Origin of the sequence: Streptomyces kaniharaensis, from assembly GCF_009569385.1 — a bacterium.
In the GTDB taxonomy this organism is placed as follows: domain Bacteria; phylum Actinomycetota; class Actinomycetes; order Streptomycetales; family Streptomycetaceae; genus Kitasatospora; species Kitasatospora kaniharaensis.
The window spans coordinates 35,949-54,082 of the sequence record NZ_WBOF01000003.1; the positions used below are offsets into that span (position 1 = coordinate 35,949).

Below are 18,134 nucleotides of genomic sequence, written 5' to 3' on the forward strand. Positions count from 1 at the left end.
TCGCTCGAATGGACATCACCACGATGGCTCAGCCACTACGCGTGGGACGACAGCACCGCTGTACTACCTCCCGGAAGGAGCTTGAGGCTCTCGGTGTCAGCGACGTTCCTGAACAGGTCCGCGTTCTCACCCAGCTCACTCAGGCCGCACGAACTGCCCGGGTGAAGGAGCGCAGATGGGTTCGGGTACTCGCGGGAGGATCTCCCTAAGGCGCGCCAGGCTTCGAGCGGCGCAGGTCAGTGGCCTACGCCAAGGTGAGGCAAGGTCAGGTGCGGCGCTACCAGGAGCCGCACCGCTTCTCCTTGACGGCCGCGGCGGGCGTCGGGTCGGGTGGCCTGGTCGAGGACGGGGCCGATGTCCGGGTAGAAGTGGAGGGCCGCCGCGTCGGTCAGCGGCAGCCACACCCCCGGCGCCTGGCCGGGGTCGTCTTGTTCGGTGCGGGCGACAGTGCGGTGGAGGCCGACGGGTGGTTCCGCACCTCTGGCTCCGACCACGCCGAGCCCGCCGAGGACGGCAGCTTCGGTCCCGAGACCAAGCAGGCCATCAAGAACTTCCAGGAGGAGATGGGTCTCCCGCAGGACGGCGTCCTCGGCCCCCAGACCGGCAACGCCCTCATGGCCCACGGCGACCCGACCTACACCGGCTCGGACATGCCCTACCGCGCGGGCGGCGGCACCAGCACCTCCTACTGCTACACGTACCTGCCCACCACCTGGCACTGAGGTTTTCAGGGTGGGGTCGGTGGGGTGAGTGACAGCCCGGTGCCGGCCAGGCATCCGTCGATGAGGGCGGGTCGAAGTCGGATGCGCCGCAGTCCACGTCGGAGGGTGCGGGTGAGATGATCCGGATCGGTGATGAGAGGCGTCGACCCGAAGGCCCAGCAGCCGACCGCCACCGCGAAGCCGAGCACCCCGGCCAACCCGGCCGCCGCCGACAAGACCGCCGCCGTGCCCGTCGCCGCGCCCGCCGCCGAGGCTCCGAAGTCCCCGGCACCGCAGGCCACTTCGGCCGCGCCCGCCACCACCGCGCCGGCCGGCACCCCCGAGCTCGCGCAGACCGGCTCCAGCAGCACCGACGGCTTCCTCGCCGCCTCCGCCGCCGCCCTCCTCGCCCTCGGCGCGGGCGTCCTGATCGCCGTCCGCCGGCTGCGCACCCAGCGCTGACCGGAGTGTCAGTCCGGCAGCCAGTGCAGCTCGTGCGCCAGGGTTTTGGCGACGGCACGGATGCGGCGGTGTAGTGGCGACTCCTCGCGTGGGAGGACCAGGTGGAACGTCAGGCTGGGCGCGCCCCGCAGCGGTCGCCAGGTGAGACCGGCCGGTTGTGCCGTGGCTGCGGCTTCTCCGGCCGGGGCGAGGGTGACCCCATCGCGCAGGTCGCGCTGTGACATGTCGAAAGAGACTGCGGGCGTGTGGAATCGGGGGTGTGGTCGGATGTCTCGGAACAGCGCGGACAGCTGATCGTGGATCACGGCGTTGGCCGCACGGTCCGGGAGTCGCAGCGGATACGCGGCCGCGTCGGCGATCTCGATCTCCGGGCGTTCGGCCAGCGGATGGTGCTGCGCCAGCTGGACCCCGACGCGCGCACGCCGCAGCAGGAACCGGCGCACGCCACGGCCGGGCTGTTCACCGCGGGTGATCCCGGCATCGATGCGGCCGTCGGCGACCGCGGGAGAGATCTCCGGTGTCGCCATCGGGACCGCGCCGACCTCGAGTCCGCTGTTGCCGCGAATCAGCCTGTCCACCAGGGCCGGTGCCGTCTCGGCCCCGGCGCTGAGGCTGTATCCGATGCGCAGCGCGCCCAGTTCACCGGCCGCCGCGCTCCGGGCGGTGTCCCAAGCCCGGTCCAGCGCCGCCAGCGCGGGCGGCGCGGACTCCGCCAAAGCCGCACCGGCCGTGGTCAATACGACGCTGCGCGTGTTGCGGACCATCAGGGCCGCACCGAGTTCCGACTCCAATCGGCGCATCCGGGCGCTGAGTGCGGGCTGTGCGATACCGATCCGTGCGGCCGCGCGGGTGAAGTTCAACTCCTGTGCCAGCACCAGGAAGTACCGCAGGCTCACCGTATCCGGCGCCACGTTCCCTCCCTGCCGATTGATAACGATCCGTTCTGAGCCTATCCCGTACCGGTCTTTCCCTCGACCGAACATCAAGCCCTAGCCTGCGATATGACGATTCAGCTCACGGCAGTACCCGTCGCCGGGATCGATCGATCTGAGTGTCAATCCGAAGTCGGACGTGTACGGCCGAACATGGGAGGTTTCCGTGGCTAAGGGCTACTGGGCCAGTGTCTACCCCGCCATTTCCGACCCCGAGAGGCTGACTGCCTACAACAAGCTGGCGGGTCCGGCTGTCCGGGCTGCGGGCGGGCGCCTCCTGTCCCGTGACGGTCGAGTCGTCGCCCACGAGGCCGGAATCACGCAACGCGTCGTTCTGATCGAGTTCGACAGCTTTGAACAGGCCGTCGCGGCATACGAGAGCGAGGCATACCAGAAGGCGCTGGCGGCCCTCCCCGACGGCTTCGAGCGCGACTTCCGCATCACCGAAGGCATCGACTGACCGGCGGGCCCAGCCATCGCTGAGCATCCGTCACCTGATACGCACACGGTGCTCAACGACGACTCACGAGACGAGTTCGAAGCGATGCCCCGCGTCCCAGTTCGCCGTCGACGTCCTCGACGGCCTGATCCCTGTCGGCGGCTCGCCGCGCTACCCAACGTCGGGCAACGGCCGGCTCCCGCGCAGTGGCGAACGACCAGGCGAGGGCCGGGTTCACGCCTCCGTCCGGCCGAGGGCGAGGGCAGGGGCGGTGCCGGTCATCACCCAGTGCGGGAAGTGGGCGAGAGGGATCGCGGGCGTGGCAGGGGAATCCGGGTGGAACGTTCCCGCGAGCATGCGGACGCTACCAGCGCTTTGACCTGCACTCAAACGTGATTGCCGCCACGACGCCCCCGCCATGGCCTGGGCGGATGCCGTACAGAAAGGGGCAGCCGGCCACCCACCCCGCACGGAGTTCCCGATCCGTCCGGAATTCGCCGTGATATCCGCTGGAACGCGTGGTACGGCCCCACCAGCCGTCGTCCTTGTAGTGTCAGCTGCCGAGGCTCTCGGCGACGTGGATGAGTTCCGCGTCCGAGAGCCGTGGTGGGGCACCGGTGGCGACAATAAAGGAATAGGTCCCATCCGATCACGTCAGCGAACGGGGACCGCCGTTGGGGTCCGGTTGCGTGATGATCGCGGGGCGACCCTTGACTGTGGCGACCCGACCATTCGGTGGCGTGCTGTTCCCGAGGAACTGACTGATGATCAGGCGCCCCTGTACGTCGGGCCCCGTGCCCAGCGTATACCCGATCGCCCAGGCGGGGGCGTCGGTCGGCAGTGGGGCCACACCGGACAGGTAGACCATCTCGCCTGCCGGGGCGGGGTAGTAGTTCTCCGGCAGGAACGCGGGCCGGAGGAGGTTGCGCTCGTCGAAGTGCATGGCGGGCTTGCCGGTGGCGTCGTTCAGCGTCCTGGAACCGAGCGGCTTGTTCAGGTGGGTGGTGATCTGTCCGTAGCCGCCAGGGTCGCAGAAGCCCGGGGGGACCGTGTGCCGCAGGGAGACCTTCACCGCGTTGGCGGACTCGCGCACCACGAGCTTGGGTTGCTTCTCGCAGCCCCAGCCGATGCCGAGTGTCAGGGTCTGGCCGTCGGAACTGACCAGCAGTGGGTAGCCGGCCACGGGGCCTTCGTAGACCTTGGCTTCCGGGCTCCGGTTGATCCATGCGTTGATGGCGAACCCGCCACCGAGAACGGCTATGGCAGCTACGGCGATCAAGCGCTTTCGTCGTCCGCGCTTCGACATCTGACGGACGGTACTTCGCGTCACGGGCCCTCCCCGGCAGTCACGGCCACGCTTGCGGCACGGAGTGTTGGTCCTATTCGTCGGCAGGCTCTTGGACGCCTGCGCGCAGGTCGTTCGGCCAGATCGGCCACCGCCGCACCCTACGGCTGCCGGCCGCGCGCACCGCCGCGACCGCGTGGCTCGACGCCCTGGCCGACGACCCGGCGACGGAGCCCGACATCCGGCTCGCGGCCCTCGTCCACCGGACCCGCTGCGCCCCCGGCGACGTCTGCGACCTCTGCGACCTCTGCGACGTCTGTGACGACACCGTGCCGACGGCGATCGCCCTGCTGCGCCGGCTCGCAACCCCGGTGGGGCGCGACCCAGGCGAGTGAGCGCGCGCCGGGTCCTTCCGCTCCTGGTGCGAACACCACGCCGATGCCTTCCGCTGAGCCCGTCACCGCGTGCCCGAGGAGTTGGCCGGCCTGCCGGGCGGCGCGGACGGGCGTGGGCCGGAAGGTGCCGCGTGGGCGAGCGCCGCGACCTCGCGGCGTGAACGGACACCGAGCTTGGTGAGGATGTGGGAGACATGGGTCTCCACGGTGCGGCGCGAGAGCAGCAGCAGCGCGGCGATGTCGGGATTGGACAGCCCCTGCACGACCAGTTCGGCGACGCGCCGCTCCGTCGCGGTCAGCGCACCCCAGCCCGAGGCCGGGCGGGCCCGCGGTCCCCGGATCCCGGCCCGGACTCCCCAGGGGCGCAGGCGGGAGGCGGCGCGGCGCGCGTCCCAGGCCGCGCCCAGTTCGGCGTAGACCGCGCGGGCCTCACCGAACGCGTCGCGGGCCGCGTCGCGGTCCCCGGCCGCGGCCTGGAGCACGGCGAGGTCCTCCAGGGCGTTTCCGAGCTCCGGGGGCCGACCGGCGGTGCGCTGGTGGTCGATGGCGGCGAGCAGCCGGGCCGAGTCGTTGTGCAGCAGCCCGTGGCACCAGTCGGCGGCGGCCCGGGTGGCGGGCAGCGGTTCGAGGTCGGCGTTGCGCCGGCTTACGCGCGCCGCGGCCCGCGCCGTCTCCTGGTCGTCGACGGCCAGCGCCAACCGGACCAGGCCGACCAGCCACTCCGGATGCCTCCTGACGTCGTACTCGTACGCGGGGGCCAGCAGCACCGCGAGCACCTCGAGTGCCTCACGGGGCCGGCCCGTGCGCTCGAGGGCGAGACTGCGGGCCACGATCCGGTAGGAGGCCGCCACGGGCCAGGTCGGCGGCACCGCCTCGCCGTCCAGGACCTCCAGGTGCTCGGCGGCCTCCTGCCCACTGTCGCGGCGGGCGCGGATCAGTGCGCCCAGGCTGTGATGGGCGAGCTGCCAGCGCGGCTGCGGAAGGTCGGTGGCTTCGTCCAGGACCGCCTGCGCGTCGTCCCACCGGCCGCGCTCGTAGTACCTCTCGGCGATCTTGACCAGGGTCATGGAGAGCAGCACCGCTCCGGTCCGCTCGGCGAGGGTACGGGCGTGGGCCAGGGTCTCCTCCGCCTCCTGGGAGCGGCCGAGGCTGTCCAGTGCCACGGCCCGGTGGCCCAGCAGCATGAGCCGCAGGTCGGCGAGTTCGAGATCGTTGCCGATCTCCGCCAGCGCCCGGTCGACCAGGGCCAGCGCACCGCGCTGGTCGCCCGCTCTGCTGCTGATCAGCGCGCCCGCTTTCAGGGAGTAGCCGGCAGCGGTGGCGTCGCCGAGCCGCTCCCCCTCGGCGAGTGCCTCGGCCACGGCCTCGCGGCCCCCGCCGAGCTCTCCCCGGAAGCCCCGGGCGAGCGCCAGCAGGGCCAGCAGCCGGGCGCGCCAATGCGGCGCCAGCCGTGGGTCACCGAGGGCCTCGCGCCAGTTCGCCGCCACGTCCTGGTAGCGGCCGGCCCGCATCGCGATGCTGGTGAGCAGCCACCTGGCCCGGCCGACGAGTTCGCGGTCGGAGGTGCCCAGCAGGATGTTCCGGGCCAGTTCCTCCGCGCGCTCGACGGGGCCCATCCGGAAGTAGAGCGCCGCCAGTTGGCCCGCCAGCACGGCGCGCCGCGGGCAGTCCGCGCCGGTCTGCCGCAGGGCGTGTTCGAGCAGCTCGGCGGCGGCAGCGGGAGCACGGTCGGCAAGTCGTGTCGCGTTGTTGGCGAGCCACTCCCACTCCCAGCCGTCGGCCGCCCCCACGAGCGGCAGGATCAGCTCGGCCACCCGCTCCACCGGCGCGTCGGCGGCGATCAGCTCCTGAGCCGCCTGCCGCAGGACTGCGGCCCGCAGGGCGGACGGCGTGGCCTCGTACAGCACCTCCTTCAGCAAGGCGTGCCGAAAGCGCAGCTGGGGCCCGACCGGTTCCAGCACGCCCGCGCTCAGCGCTTCCTCCAACACCGGCAGGAGGGCACCGGCGTCTCCCGCCACCGCCGTCAGATCCGCTACCGAGAACTCGGGCCCGAGCAGGGACGCGATGCGCAGTGTCTGCTGAGCATCGGCCGAGAGACCGGCCAGTCGGTCCGCGATCACGTCCCGCAGCGCCTGAAGCTCCCCGGCGTCCCGGCCGTCCGCTGACAACTCCACCGTGCCGGCGGCCCGGTGCAGGGATCCGCCGCGACCCAGGGCGTCCAGCAGCTCCCGTACGTAGAGCGGATTGCCCGCCGCCGACTCCAGACGCTCGGCCAGCCGCGGCCCGGGGCTCCCGCCGGCCAGCAGGCCCACCAGCTCCGACACGCTCGCCTCGCTCAGGCGGTCGAGTGGGAGCACCCGTCCGCCCTGGGACTGGAGCTCTCGTCGCAGCCGCACCAGATCCGGCCGGCGTGGTACCGGGCGGCAGGTCCCGATGGCCAGCAGCGGCAGCTGCACCGCGGCCCGGCAGAGGCGACGCCACATCAGCAGGGTCGCCTCGTCGGCCCACTGCAGGTCTTCCAGTACCAGCACCACCGGGCCGGACGCACACAACCGGTCGACGTGAGCGAGTAGTTGTTCGATGGTGGCCGCCACCGGATCGGCCACGAGCAGACGCATGTGCCAGCCCGCATCGGCCTCCGGCCGTCGAAGGGGCCGCGCCGCCTCCGGGTGCCGGGGATCGGCCGAATCCGGCTGCACGCCGAGGAGTTGCGTCATCGTCGAGAGCGGTATGCGTTGCCCCAGCTCATCGCACTGCCCGATCAGCACCTGGCATCCGGCGGCCTCGGCCGCGGCGAGTGGGACGGCGAGCAATGCAGACTTGCCGATGCCCGGTTCGCCCTCGATCAGCAGGCTGCCCCCGCGACCGGCCGTGACATCGGCGACCAGAGCCTCCACCACGGCTCGTTCGGCGTCCCGTCCGACCACGCCGCCCAAATTCCGTACCAGCATGTACATGACCCTAACCCGGTTCGGCGGGGTGCCAAACGTCGTCGTACGTCACACAGTTGCCGGCCGAGGCGGCCGCACCCGGCCGGATCTCCGTGAGGCTCACGGATGTCTCGGCGGACCCGGGGCCGGAGGATCGTCTCGTCGCCGAACGTCCGGCACGGCCGGCCTGCTGTCGGTGATCCGGAAAAACCGTCACCAGGTAAGGAAAGCCAGCCATGTCCTTTCGACGCTCAGCCTTGACGATCGCCGCGGCAGCGGCGGCCGTATCGGCGCTCGCACTGCCCGCCTCCGCCGTCGAGTCGGCCCGCTCAACGGCGGCGGGCCAGGCCGGCTTCGTGGTGAGCCGGGCCCAGTTCGACACGATGTTCCCGAACAAGAACCCGTTCTACACATATGACGCGCTGGTCGGTGCGATGAGCGCCTACCCCGGCTTCGCGCACACCGGCGGCGACACGGTCAAGCGGCAGGAAGCGGCGGCCTTCCTGGCGAACGTCAGCCACGAGACCGGCGGCCTCGTCTACATCGTGGAGCAGAACACCGCCAACTATCCGACGTACTGCGACGCCAGCCAGCCCTACGGTTGCCCGGCGGGAAAGGCGGCCTACTACGGGCGAGGCCCGCTCCAGCTCAGCTGGAACTTCAACTACAAGGCGGCGGGCGACGCCCTGCACGTCGACCTGCTGAACAACCCCAACCTGGTGCAGACCAACGCCCAGATCTCCTGGAAGACCGCGCTCTGGTACTGGAACACCCAGTCCGGGCCCGGTTCCATGACGGCGCACCAGGCGATGGTCACTGGGGCCGGATTCGGTCAGACGATCCGCAGCATCAACGGCGCGGTGGAGTGCGCCGGCCGGAACACCGCGGAGATGCAGGACAGGGTCAACCTCTACCGGAAGTTCGCCCAGACCCTCGGCACGGCCCCCGGCAGCAATCTGACCTGCTGAGCGAGTGATCCTATGGAGAAGTCATTGCGCAGGCTCCTGACCACGCTGTTCGCCACCGCCGCCGCGTTGACGGCGCTGTTGCCGAGCGCGGGTACGGCCACGGGTGCGGCCGTACCGGCCCGCACCGCCTCGGCTGTGGCTCCGGCCGCGGCGATCAACCACATGGTCACGTTCGTGAACCATTCCGCCCAGAAGCTGTGGATCGGAAGCGGCGTCAACCTCGACGGGTCGAAGCAGTTCGGCCGGTTACCGGTCCTGGCGCCCGGACAGTGGGCGACGGTGACGATCCCGGAGACGGCCGCTCCGTACCACTGGCGGGGAAAGTTCTTCGCCCGGCAGGACTGCGGCGGCGCTTCCGGCAGTACCTTCCACTGCGGGGTGGGAGACTGCGGCCCGTTCGCAGACCACTGCACCACGGGCGAACAACCCGTCAGCCTCGCGGAGTTCAACTTCGACACCAAGGACGCCAACGCTCCCTGGTACGACGTGAGCTACGTGAACGCGTTCTCGCTGCCGATCACGATCACTCCGGTGAACGCCACGACTCCCGCCGGCGGCGGATGCGACACGGGAGGCTGCGCAGCGGACCTGCTGCCCTCCTGCCCCTCCGCCGATCTGACGCGCCGGCCGGACGGCAGGCCGATGCTGTGCTCCAACCCCAGCCGGGACACCCCCAGCGACTACAGCCGCGCGCTCAGCGCGAAGTGCCCGAAGGCCTACACGTGGTCCAAGCAGGACCAGCAGCCGGGCAACCAGGTGATGCGGCAGTGCAGCCATTGCAGCGGCTTCACCGTCACGTTCGACGGCACTACGTGAGCGAACCGTTCGCGGCTTCGCAAAGGCGATCGTCTGATGGGAGGAACACTTTGCGGCGTGGAACACGCCTGTTTACTGTACTCGCGGTGTTGACCTGGCTCACGGCCGGCGCCCCGGCCGGCGCGTCAGCCGACGCGGTGAAGAAGAAGGGCGTGAGTGCCTGGAACTTCACCCGCGTCACCCAGGCAATGGCGGACGCCAAGGTCAGCTGGTTCTACACCTGGTCCTCGGACCGGCAGCAGATCAGGCCGCCGGCCGGCGTCGAGTTCGTGCCCATGATCTGGGGTGCGGCCTCGGTGACCGACGCACAACTCAACACGGCCAAGCAGGGGGGCAAGACCCTGCTCGGCTTCAACGAACCCGACCTGCCAGGGCAGGCCGACATGAGCGCGGGCCAGGCCCTCGATCTCTGGCCCCGGCTCCAGTCGACAGGGATGCGGCTGGGGGCGCCCGCGGTGGCGAGCGGTGGCGACCTTGCGGGCGGCTGGCTCGACCAGTTCATGAAGGGCGCCGCCGACCGTCACTACAAGGTCGACTTCATCCCGCTGCACTGGTACGGCTCGGACTTTCGTGCCGACGCCGCGACCGCTCAGCTGCGGAGCTACCTTCAGGCCACCTACGAACGCTACAAGAAGCCGATCTGGCTCACCGAGTACGCCCTGATCGACTTCTCGAGCGGCACCCCGCGGTATCCGACGCCGCAACAGCAGGCCGCGTTCGTGACGAAGTCGGCTGCCATGCTGCAGGGGCTGCCCTTCATCGAACGCTATGCGTGGTTCACGCTCTCCGCGGACCGCGGCGGCACCGGTCTCTACAACGGGGCGACGCCCAACCAGGTGGGTGCGGCCTACCGGGCGGCCGGCTGAGCGCTCCCTCATCACCAGTCAGAAACAGACGAAAACGAGGTAGGACACATGGCCAGGCGAATACCGCACGTCCCACTGGCATCTACAACGCCCTGGAGGTTCGGCGTCTGCCGGATGGGACAGTCGAGGCCAACGATTCGGAGGACCTGTATTGGGCCCGTACCGCACCACCGCCGTGGCTGACCGCACAGGACGTGGTGGAGAAGGGTGGCCTGCGGAGTCGGGAGATCAACATAGACGCCGGCTGGTACGACAGCTGCGGCTTCCGCCTCGTCGTTCTGGACCCCGACTGGGAGCATGAGCGTGCCGGTAAGCTCGCTCTCCTGGGCGGCCTAGCGGCCTCCCGGGCGGCGGGTCCACTGTTCTTTAGGCGGCCCGGTCGTTCGGCTTGTCCAACGCCTCGATGAGGCAGTGCCGTCCGGGGGCAGCCGAAGCGCCACAAGGCGCCGCACGCCGGAACAGCTCCTGCCGGCCCGGCCCCGTCAGACCGGCTTGCGCGCCAGCAGTCGGTACGCGTCGGTCACGCGGGCACGGGGCGGGAGCAGGCGGGTGAGGTGGTCGGCCAGGGCCGCGGCGATCAGGAGCGGTGCCATGGCGCCCAGCGCCGCGACGCGGACGGCGGTCCGGAGGCGTGTCGAAGCCACCGGACGCCACGGGGCGTCCTCCGGAGGCGCCGTGTTGAACATCAGCAGGCCGGCAGCCGTCTGGAGGCTGAGCGGGCCGTCGAAGAAACAGCGTTCCTCGGCGATCACCGTGAAGCCCAGCTCCTCCACGTACCGGCGCAGATTCGGCAGAGGAACCAGGTGCAGGTGCTGCGGCTGGAACCACGGGTTCCACCAGCGGCCGAGGAGGCGGCCGTAGCGGCATTCGGGGTCGGGCACTTCGATGAAGAGGTGGCCTCCGGGGCGGACGACCCGCGCCGCGGCGTCCAGTTCCCGCTGGGGGACGACGGAGTGCTCCAGGTAGTGCTGCATGCTGACCATGTCGTAGCCGTCGGCCAGTGTGGGGGCGAGTTCGGGGAAGAGGCCGCGGTAGCCGAGACGGATCCGGCCCTGGCGCTCCGCCAGTTCCACGCCGTCGCCACGGTCGAGGCCGTCGAAGGCGGTGCCGGGAAACGTGGCGGCGGCCGTCTCGCAGAAGTGTCCGTGTCCGGTGCCCACGTCGAGCCAGGTTCTGGGGGCCGCGTGGCGGGCCACGAACTCCGCGCGCCGCCGGTAGGCCCGTTGCTGGCCCGCGAAGGCTTCCTTGGCCCTGGCCTCCCAGAAGCCGTCGTAGAAGTCGCGGTAGTAGAAGGCCAGTCCGTCCTCGTTGAGCTGGGGATTCTGGAAGACGTGGCGGCAGTCGGCGCAGCGGTCCAGGGTGAAGGAGCCCGCCTTCCGCTGGATCAAATCACCGGTTTGGAGGAGAAATTCCAGTCGGAACGACCCGCACCAAGGGCAGGTGTCCCGGCGCGGATGCAGGAACCGGCCCACTCCGTCCGCCAACGCGGCCCGGTAGAAGGCTCGTTGCTCCACGGTGGGGGCGGATGGAGGGAACAGCATCAGGCGGAGCATCGCCCCGGTCCCGGGATCAGTCCTGCGGAATTCCGCGCGCGTCCGCATGCGCCAGCTCCGAGTGTCGGTACGAGTTAGGAGAAGTACACCGCCATCCCGATCACGAACATACCGCGAACCGTCTCCCACGCCGGATACGTGATCAGCCAGATCGACGCCGCGTCCCCGATGCCTGACGACCGGCACCCACGGGCAGCGGAACGAGCTCGGCGATCCGGAACAGCGACGCGAACCAGCTGTCGTGCTCGAGGCCGGCATGAACCAAGGCGCGGGCCATCAGCTCGTCCGGCGTGCGGCGGAGGCCGAGCTTCGCCTCCAGGTCGGTGATGACCGCCCGGCAGTGCCGGGGACGGCACGGACCCGGCACTGGCTGCGGACCTTCGTCGAACGCCACCGCCCCGCTGTCCGCGCCGAGGAGACCGCGGCGCAGCTGGCTGGCCTGCGCCCGGCTGTGGGAGCAGGCGGGCCCGGACGGGCCGGGGCCGGACGTGGGAGCGGCGTTGGCGGGCGTTCCCACGGCTGCTGGTGGTCCTGGCTGGCACCGGCGCGGCCCAGGCGCGCTCGGTGGTGGCGGATCCGCGGCTGGCCGCCGAGGAGAACCCGGCCACCGCCGAGCTGCTCGCCACTGTCCCGGCCGGCGCCGCCCGCATCGAGGACCTCATCCAGCGCCGCAACGGCCGCACCGATCTGGCACCCGCTCAACGACCGGGGCGGACGGCCGTGCGGGTGAACGGAGCTGTAGACGGCGGGCGGGAACGGCGAAGGGGCGGCCCGAGGGGGGTGGCCCGCCCTACGGCGCCGCCCGGCTGACACCGCCGGGCGCCCCGGCACACCCGCACCTTCCCCGCTCCCCGCCGCAACGAGAATCGACGCCGAGCCCGGCGGCCCACCGACCACGCGCACGTGATGTGGCTCACATGGAACTCCGCGCGGCCAGCGGACAGGGGAGGACATGGAACTGTCACAACGGGCGCGCCTGCGCGCCGGGGACCAGGGCGCACTCGGCGAGGTCTTCGACGCGCACGCCCAGGCCGTGTACGCATACGCGCTGCGCACCCTGGCGGACTGGGCGGCCGCCGAGGACGTGGTGTCACTGACCTTCCTGGAGGCCTGGCGCCTGCGCGCCAAACTGCACGAGGGCGACGACGACCTTCGCCCATGGGTCTTCGGGATCGCCACCAACGTGCTGCGCAACACCGCGCGGGCGGCCCGGCGCCACCGGGCGGCGATGGCGCGCCTGGCCGAGCGCGAGGCCGTACCGGACTTCGCCGACGAACTGGTCTCCCGGATCGACGACGGCGCCCAACTGGCCGCCGCGCGCCGCGCACTGCCCGCGCTGCGCCGTTCCGAGCGCGAGGTGTTCCGGCTCTGCGTGTGGGTGGGGCTCGACTACGCGTCGGCGGCCGAGGCGCTCGGCGTCCCGGTGGGCACCGTGCGCTCGCGCCTGTCCCGGGCACGGGCCCGGCTGCGCGCGCTCGCCGAGAACGAGCTGCACGAGCCGGCGAAATGCCGGGAACCCGCTCCCGCCACCGGACAGGTACGGGGTGGCGGCTTCGAAGCCGCCCGGTCGTTGCAGGAGGAGACCCGATGAACAACTCGCCCGAGATGCTCCCCGCCGGCCGCCAACGGTTCCTGAAGGAGCATCTGATGAGTGAGATCGCCGCCGAGACGAACGCAGCGCGGCCGCGGCGCAGGCTGGTGTGGACGGTCGCCGCCCCGCTGGCGGTCGGCGCGCTGGCGGCCGTCACCGTGGTGTCCATCCCGGACCGCGACCACGGCGACGCCGCCCCCGCGGCGCCGACCCTGTCGGCCTCGTCCGCCCCGGCCACCCCCACCCCGTCCGCGTCGCCCACCCCGTCGGCCACGCCCGCGCCCGAGCCGACCGACGCCGCGGGCCTGCTCGCCCGCGCCGCGAAGGCCGCCGCGAGCAGCCCCGACCCCGGGGCCAGGGCCACCCAGTTCGTCTACCGGCGGGAGATCCAGGACGGCGCCCGCGAGACCAAGCACGAACGCAAGTCGTGGTTCCCGGTCGACGGCAAGTCCGGCGGCCTGATCCTGGACCCGACGATGGGCAACGGACGCAGTCCGTGGCCCGCCAGGCTGTCGGACGTCCCCGGCGCCCCGCGAACGGCGAGCTTCGACGCCCCGACCTACAAGTTCGTCGCCTCCCTGCCCACCGACCCGCAGCAGCTCCTGCAGCAACTGCTCTCCTTCGACCGCGCCAAGCGGGTGTCGGGGATGCCGATGACCCCGAAGATGTACAACCAGTTCGCCTTCGGGGACGTCCAGATGATCTTCCAGAACATCGCGGCGCCGCCCACCGTCGCGGGAGCGCTCATGGAGGCGGCCGCGAAGATCCCGGGCACGGCCGTGGTCGCCGACGAGGCGGACGCGGCAGGTCGGCACGGCGTCGCGGTGGTCGGCACCAACGGCACCATGCGCGTGGCCCTGATCTTCGACAAGACCACCGGCGCCTTCCTCGGCGTGCGCGAGGTCCTCCTCTCCGACCTCCCGCCCGCCGGCCCCGACGGCCTCCCGCCCGCGGGCAACCCGTCCCCGGGCGCCGGCGACGGCAAGGGCTTCGACTACGCCTCGGCCATCCTCACCTCGACCATCGTCGACAAACTGGAGGCCGAGCCCAGCAACTGACCCGACCCACCGGCGGTAGGAGACGCGGAAGCCCGCCGACGACGTCTCGTACCGCCTGAGCAGCCGGCGCAGCTCGGAGGCAGCCACGGGGGTGCTGCCTCCGAGCTCCGCCCAGCCACCCGGGCCGTTCCCGGTCTTGGTGATCCGGGTGTCAACCCCGGCTTCGACAGTTGGACGGTGCGTTGCTCGATCGTGTGCGGGTGCCGATCGTGACCTGCCTCGGTCACGCCTGGCCTGTGGTGGGCGGCGGACTCTCGGGCCACACTTCGAACGCCTGTGAAACCCCCGCCGGCGCTCCGGCACGGAAACGGGAGCGGATCAGCGCCTCAACCTTGACCACGGCATCGGCTCTGCCGCCGAGCTCCACTTTCACCGGGCCGGCACCAGCATGTGCGAGGGCAACCGGCCGTGTGGCGGGTTCTGGGATCGGCGCCGACGTATCCACCTGCCAGCGGGTGCGGACCACCCGATCGGCGGGTGAGACGTAGTCCCCGGCCGTGCCAGGACTCGGGACAGCGATCAGCCTGAACGACTGGCCCACCACGTCGGCGACCACGTTCGCCACGGGTAGCGCACCGGCGATGGTCATGTGCACCATCGCACTCGGTTCCCGTGAGGGGCTGGCACCGGTCATCGCTCTCCTCCGTGGTCGGTTCCTCTCCCAGGGTCTGCCGGTGCCAGGTCTGCCGCATCCAGGCAGTGGGGAATCTCAGCCCCGCGCACAGCGGCTGGCGGCACGACGTCGGCCGAGGCGCGTGCGGTGTGGGCGCAACAGCCACGCCGCCGCGTGTCTTTCTCGGTGCCCCGGCCACGGGATCCCCTGCGGTTCGGCATTTTGGTCTTTAGCCGGACTCTGGTGGCTCTGGTCACCATGCGTTGATGACCGGCGCGTCGGGTTCATGCTGCCGCCATGCCTCGTTGAGGCGCGCGAGCCGGTCCGCGGCGGCGATGCCGCGCAGGGACGCGACCTTGCCGTCGCTGACTTCGAACGCCACGGCGCCCACGACCCGGTCGTCGACCACGGCGAGGACCGCCGGGGAGCCGTTGACCAGCGCGATGTGCATCGCGAGGGAACCGCCGGCCAGCCGCCGCTTCGCCGGAGTCGGCTTGAAGCCGGCCCGCACGTAGGAGGCGATGCGCTCGCGCGACTGGTAGCGCAGCAGCCGCCTGGCCAGCCCGGCGCCGTCCGAGACTGCGGTCGCGTCGGCGGTGAGCATCGCCACCAGCCGATCGGTGCGCCCCGACATGGCGGCGGCGAGGAACTCCTCGACGACCCGGCGCGCGGACGCGGGGTCCACCTCGTCGCCGCGGCGGCGTTCGGCGACGACCCGGCGGCGGGCCCGGTGGGCGTGCTGCTGGCTCGCAGCCTCGGTGATGTCGAGGATCCCGGCGATCTCGGCGTGGGGGTACGAGAAGGCCTCGCGCAGGACGTAGACGGCCCGCTCGACCGGCGAGAGGCGCTCCATGAGGGTCAGTACGGCCAAGGACACCGATTCGCGCTGCTCGAAGGTATCGGCAGGGCCGAGCATCGGGTCGCCCTCCAGGAGCGGCTCGGGCAGCCAGTCTCCGACAGCGCGCTCATGGCGCGCCTGCGCCGAGCGGAGCCGGTCGAGGCAGAGATTGGTGACGACCTTGGTCAGCCACGCCTGCGGCACCTCGATGCGTTCCCGGTCCGCGGCCTGCCAGCGCAGGAACGCGTCCTGCACGGCGTCCTCGGCGTCGGCCGCCGAGCCGAGCAGACGGTACGCGAGCGAGGCCAGCCGGCCCCGGCTGGCCTCGAACCGATCGATGGCTGCGCTGTCCATGCGGAGCAGCCTATGCGGCGACCTTCACACCGGGCCGGTCAGACGCGGTGGCCAGGCGGCGCTTGCGCTTGGGCATGCCGAATGTCGGGTGGGCGATGCTCCACCCGGCCCCCTTGAGGACGCCCGACTTGAGCCACGCGGCGGTCCGGCCGCCCAGGTACCAGGACTTCGACCGGACGTCCCCGTCCACCATCTGGAAGATCGCGTCCCGCTGCCCGAGGCTGATGTGGTTGCCGTGGTACTTCAGCCCGGTGGTCGGGACCTCGCTGCCCGTCAGGCGCGCGATGATCGCGGCGGTCGCCTGCATGTTGGTGTAGCCGGCCGAGGCGCAGGACATCGGCAGCGGCCGGCCGTTCTCGCCGATCGCGTACGCGCAGTCACCGGCGGCGTAGACGTCGGGGTGCGAGACCGAGCGCATGGTGCGGTCGACGACGATCTGGCCGGTCTCGGCGACCTCGAGGCCGCTGGCGGCCGCGATGGGGTGCACGGCGAACCCGGCCGACCACACGGTCACGTCGGCCGGGATGGACCTGCCGCCGGCGGCGATCGCCCGCGTCGGCTCGACGGCTTCGATGCCCGTGTGCTCGTGGACGGTGATGCCGAGTCGGTCGAACGCCCGGCGCAGGTGACGGCGGGCCTTCGGGGAGAGCCATGCGCCCAGCTCGCCGCGGGCAGCGAGCGCGACCGAGAGGTCGGACCGGGACTCGGCGAACTCGGTGGCGGTCTCGATGCCGGTCAGCCCTTCGCCGACGACCAGCACGGTGCCGCCCTCGCCCAGGCCGGCCAGGCGCTCGCGCAGACGCAGCGCCGAGGCCCGGCCGGTCACATCGAAGGCGTACTCGGCCACGCCGGGGACGCCATGGTGGGCGACCGAGCTGCCGAGCGCATAGAGAAGCGTGTCGTACGCGAGCTCACCGTCGCCGTCCTCGCCGGTCACGGCAACGGTCCTGCGCTCGGGGTCGACGCCGGTGACGCGTGCCAGGCGCAGCCGCACCCCGGTGCCCGCGAATACGTCGGCGAGCATGCGGAACGCGAGATCCTGGCCGATCGCGAGCTGGTGGAGCCGCATCCGCTCAACGAAGTCGGGCACGGCGTTGACGACGGTGATCTCGGTGTCGGCGGGCGAGAGCCGGCGGGCCAGGTTCCCGGCGGCGAAGGCCCCGGCGTATCCGGCGCCGAGTACGACGATGCGGTGCTTCATGGCGTTGCTCCTGTCTCGTTCGCGTGCCCCTTGAACGAGACGGCGCCCCGATTGCTGACAAGAGCCGGACGTGACGCGGGTCACCTGACCATGACGGGCGGCTGAGCCTCCGACAGGCGCGTGGGCCTGTCGGAGGCAGTCGAAACGGGTCGGCGTCACACAACCCGCCAACCGAGGCGCTCAGTGCCCGACCTGTGACTGAGCTCTTCACTTGGCGGATTCAGTTCTGGTAGCCCGCAAACGAGCTGCGTGGTTCGACGCGGAAGTCGAACGCGACGGTCCCGGGGTCGACAGCCGTCACACCGCCGTCGACAGTGAGCACCGCCCCGTTGACGAAGGACGCGGCGGGCGAGAGCAGCCAGGCGATGGCCTCCGCGACCTCGTGCGGCTCGCCGGGGCGGCGCGCGGGAATGAGCCGGGTCGCCGCCTCGTACGCCGCCTCGGTGCCGCCCTCCCCCAGGCTCGCCTCGTCGGCGAAGCGCGCCATCCGCCGGTCGGCCATATCGGTACGCACCCAGCTGGGGCACACGGTATTGGCGCGCAGCCCGTACTGCCCGTAGTCGACGGCCAGGGAACGGCAGAGCTGGAGCAGGGCGGCCTTGGACGTCGCGTAGGCGGCGTTGCCCACTCCGTTGCGCAGCGCGGACACCGAGGCGACGGCAACCACCGAGCCACGTGCCTCCAACAAGTGAGGCAGCGCGGCGCGCTGAAGAAGGAAGGGGCCGGTGAGATTGATCCGTATCACGGCCTCCCAGTCCTCGATCGACAGGTCGCCGACACCTCCGCTGCGCCCGGTGCCCGCGTTGAGTACAAGCCCGTCCAGCCGACCGTACGCAGCCATGGTCGCGTCCACGAGACCGCGAACGGCGTCGGGGTCGCCGATGTCGGCGGGGTGCGCAAGGGCTCCGGACTCCTCTGCGACACGACGCAGCGGCTCGGGCCGACGCCCGGAGACGACCACATGATGCCCGGCCGCGCGTAGCAGCCGCGCGGTTGCGGCACCGATGCCAGTCCCCCCGCCGGTGACGATGACAACTCGCTGGTCCGTCATTGCCGTTCAGCCCTCTCGAGTGATCGCCTGGAGTCTGAATGATCATATGCATACGTTTCTACGGTCGGACGAGGCCGCCCA

19 protein-coding genes and 1 pseudogene are annotated in these 18,134 nt (G+C 71.4%); 9 read left to right on the forward strand and 11 right to left on the reverse strand.

The genetic code is table 11. From position 1 onward, the window contains the following. Positions 1 to 269 precede the first annotated feature (269 nt). Complete coding sequence (locus F7Q99_RS43420; protein ID WP_326847375.1) at positions 270 to 722, forward strand: peptidoglycan-binding domain-containing protein; 453 nt, start codon at positions 270 to 272, stop codon at positions 720 to 722. 5 nt (positions 723 to 727) lie between these two features. Here F7Q99_RS43420 and F7Q99_RS43915 read toward each other — a convergent pair. Continuing rightward, positions 728 to 853, reverse strand: a pseudogene (locus F7Q99_RS43915) (IS630 family transposase); the annotation flags it as partial. Between the two features lies 1 nt (position 854). Here F7Q99_RS43915 and F7Q99_RS31300 point away from each other — a divergent pair. Then, entirely contained in the window at positions 855 to 1,163 is a 309-nt protein-coding gene (locus F7Q99_RS31300) for an LAETG motif-containing sortase-dependent surface protein (protein ID WP_230211101.1), read from the forward strand. Between the two features lie 8 nt (positions 1,164 to 1,171). Here F7Q99_RS31300 and F7Q99_RS31305 read toward each other — a convergent pair whose 3' ends face one another. Then, entirely contained in the window at positions 1,172 to 2,074 is a 903-nt protein-coding gene (locus F7Q99_RS31305) for a LysR family transcriptional regulator (protein WP_326847376.1), read from the reverse strand. Between the two features lie 187 nt (positions 2,075 to 2,261). Here F7Q99_RS31305 and F7Q99_RS31310 point away from each other — a divergent pair, with 187 nt between their 5' ends. After that, the gene (locus tag F7Q99_RS31310) at positions 2,262 to 2,555 is read left to right on the forward strand and encodes a DUF1330 domain-containing protein (RefSeq protein WP_326847377.1); all 294 of its coding nucleotides are present in this window, start codon (positions 2,262 to 2,264) and stop codon (positions 2,553 to 2,555) included. A gap of 213 nt (positions 2,556 to 2,768) precedes the next feature. Here F7Q99_RS31310 and F7Q99_RS42820 read toward each other — a convergent pair whose 3' ends face one another. The 3 genes from F7Q99_RS42820 to F7Q99_RS31320 form a co-directional block, all read right to left on the reverse strand. Then, positions 2,769 to 2,891, reverse strand: coding sequence for a hypothetical protein (locus F7Q99_RS42820; protein ID WP_268267686.1), 123 nt, complete (start codon positions 2,889 to 2,891; stop codon positions 2,769 to 2,771). 292 nt (positions 2,892 to 3,183) lie between these two features. Further along, complete coding sequence (locus F7Q99_RS31315) at positions 3,184 to 3,840, reverse strand: hypothetical protein (protein ID WP_153467753.1); 657 nt, start codon at positions 3,838 to 3,840, stop codon at positions 3,184 to 3,186. Between the two features lie 436 nt (positions 3,841 to 4,276). Further along, on the reverse strand, positions 4,277 to 7,165 hold the full coding sequence (locus tag F7Q99_RS31320) for an ATP-binding protein (RefSeq protein WP_195911335.1): 2,889 nt from the start codon (positions 7,163 to 7,165) through the stop codon (positions 4,277 to 4,279). Positions 7,166 to 7,380: 215 nt separating this feature from the next. On the opposite strand from F7Q99_RS31320, the gene F7Q99_RS31325 reads away from it, so the two are divergent. The 3 genes from F7Q99_RS31325 to F7Q99_RS31335 all read left to right on the forward strand — a co-directional run bounded on the left by F7Q99_RS31325 (position 7,381) and on the right by F7Q99_RS31335 (position 9,794). Then, positions 7,381 to 8,112 carry a chitinase gene (locus tag F7Q99_RS31325; RefSeq protein ID WP_153467758.1) on the forward strand — a complete coding sequence of 244 codons (732 nt, stop codon included), beginning with the start codon at positions 7,381 to 7,383 and terminating at the stop codon, positions 8,110 to 8,112. A 24-nt stretch (positions 8,113 to 8,136) separates the two neighbouring features. After that, entirely contained in the window at positions 8,137 to 8,928 is a 792-nt protein-coding gene (locus F7Q99_RS31330) for a thaumatin family protein (protein WP_230211102.1), read from the forward strand. 86 nt (positions 8,929 to 9,014) lie between these two features. Next, positions 9,015 to 9,794 (forward strand): glycoside hydrolase family protein, encoded by a 780-nt coding sequence (locus tag F7Q99_RS31335; RefSeq protein WP_326847378.1) that lies wholly within the window; start codon positions 9,015 to 9,017, stop codon positions 9,792 to 9,794. A 482-nt stretch (positions 9,795 to 10,276) separates the two neighbouring features. Here the strand turns inward: F7Q99_RS31335 and F7Q99_RS31340 are convergent, their stop codons facing one another. Together F7Q99_RS31340 and F7Q99_RS31345 are read right to left on the reverse strand one after the other, a co-directional pair. After that, complete coding sequence (locus tag F7Q99_RS31340; protein WP_230211103.1) at positions 10,277 to 11,182, reverse strand: class I SAM-dependent methyltransferase; 906 nt, start codon at positions 11,180 to 11,182, stop codon at positions 10,277 to 10,279. A 307-nt stretch (positions 11,183 to 11,489) separates the two neighbouring features. After that, the gene (locus F7Q99_RS31345; protein ID WP_153467767.1) at positions 11,490 to 11,741 is read right to left on the reverse strand and encodes a hypothetical protein; all 252 of its coding nucleotides are present in this window, start codon (positions 11,739 to 11,741) and stop codon (positions 11,490 to 11,492) included. A 131-nt stretch (positions 11,742 to 11,872) separates the two neighbouring features. Here F7Q99_RS31345 and F7Q99_RS31350 point away from each other — a divergent pair, with 131 nt between their 5' ends. The 3 genes from F7Q99_RS31350 (at position 11,873) to F7Q99_RS31360 (ending at position 13,996) form a co-directional block, all read left to right on the forward strand. Continuing rightward, entirely contained in the window at positions 11,873 to 12,157 is a 285-nt protein-coding gene (locus tag F7Q99_RS31350; protein WP_153467770.1) for a hypothetical protein, read from the forward strand. Positions 12,158 to 12,299: 142 nt separating this feature from the next. Further along, the gene (locus tag F7Q99_RS31355) at positions 12,300 to 12,938 is read left to right on the forward strand and encodes an RNA polymerase sigma factor (protein WP_153467773.1); all 639 of its coding nucleotides are present in this window, start codon (positions 12,300 to 12,302) and stop codon (positions 12,936 to 12,938) included. 14 nt (positions 12,939 to 12,952) lie between these two features. Beyond that, a complete protein-coding gene (locus tag F7Q99_RS31360) occupies positions 12,953 to 13,996 on the forward strand; it encodes a CU044_5270 family protein (RefSeq protein ID WP_268267693.1) in 1,044 nt (347 codons plus the stop codon). Positions 13,997 to 14,219: 223 nt separating this feature from the next. On the opposite strand, the gene F7Q99_RS31365 is transcribed toward F7Q99_RS31360, so the two are convergent. The 4 genes from F7Q99_RS31365 to F7Q99_RS31380 all read right to left on the reverse strand — a co-directional run bounded on the left by F7Q99_RS31365 (position 14,220) and on the right by F7Q99_RS31380 (position 18,053). After that, positions 14,220 to 14,585 carry a hypothetical protein gene (locus F7Q99_RS31365; protein ID WP_153467779.1) on the reverse strand — a complete coding sequence of 122 codons (366 nt, stop codon included), beginning with the start codon at positions 14,583 to 14,585 and terminating at the stop codon, positions 14,220 to 14,222. 277 nt (positions 14,586 to 14,862) lie between these two features. Continuing rightward, complete coding sequence (locus F7Q99_RS31370; RefSeq protein WP_153467782.1) at positions 14,863 to 15,801, reverse strand: sigma-70 family RNA polymerase sigma factor; 939 nt, start codon at positions 15,799 to 15,801, stop codon at positions 14,863 to 14,865. Between the two features lie 10 nt (positions 15,802 to 15,811). Further along, the gene (locus F7Q99_RS31375) at positions 15,812 to 17,002 is read right to left on the reverse strand and encodes an NAD(P)/FAD-dependent oxidoreductase (protein ID WP_153467784.1); all 1,191 of its coding nucleotides are present in this window, start codon (positions 17,000 to 17,002) and stop codon (positions 15,812 to 15,814) included. A 220-nt stretch (positions 17,003 to 17,222) separates the two neighbouring features. Next, positions 17,223 to 18,053 carry an SDR family NAD(P)-dependent oxidoreductase gene (locus F7Q99_RS31380; RefSeq protein ID WP_153467787.1) on the reverse strand — a complete coding sequence of 277 codons (831 nt, stop codon included), beginning with the start codon at positions 18,051 to 18,053 and terminating at the stop codon, positions 17,223 to 17,225. Positions 18,054 to 18,134: the final 81 nt, after the last annotated feature.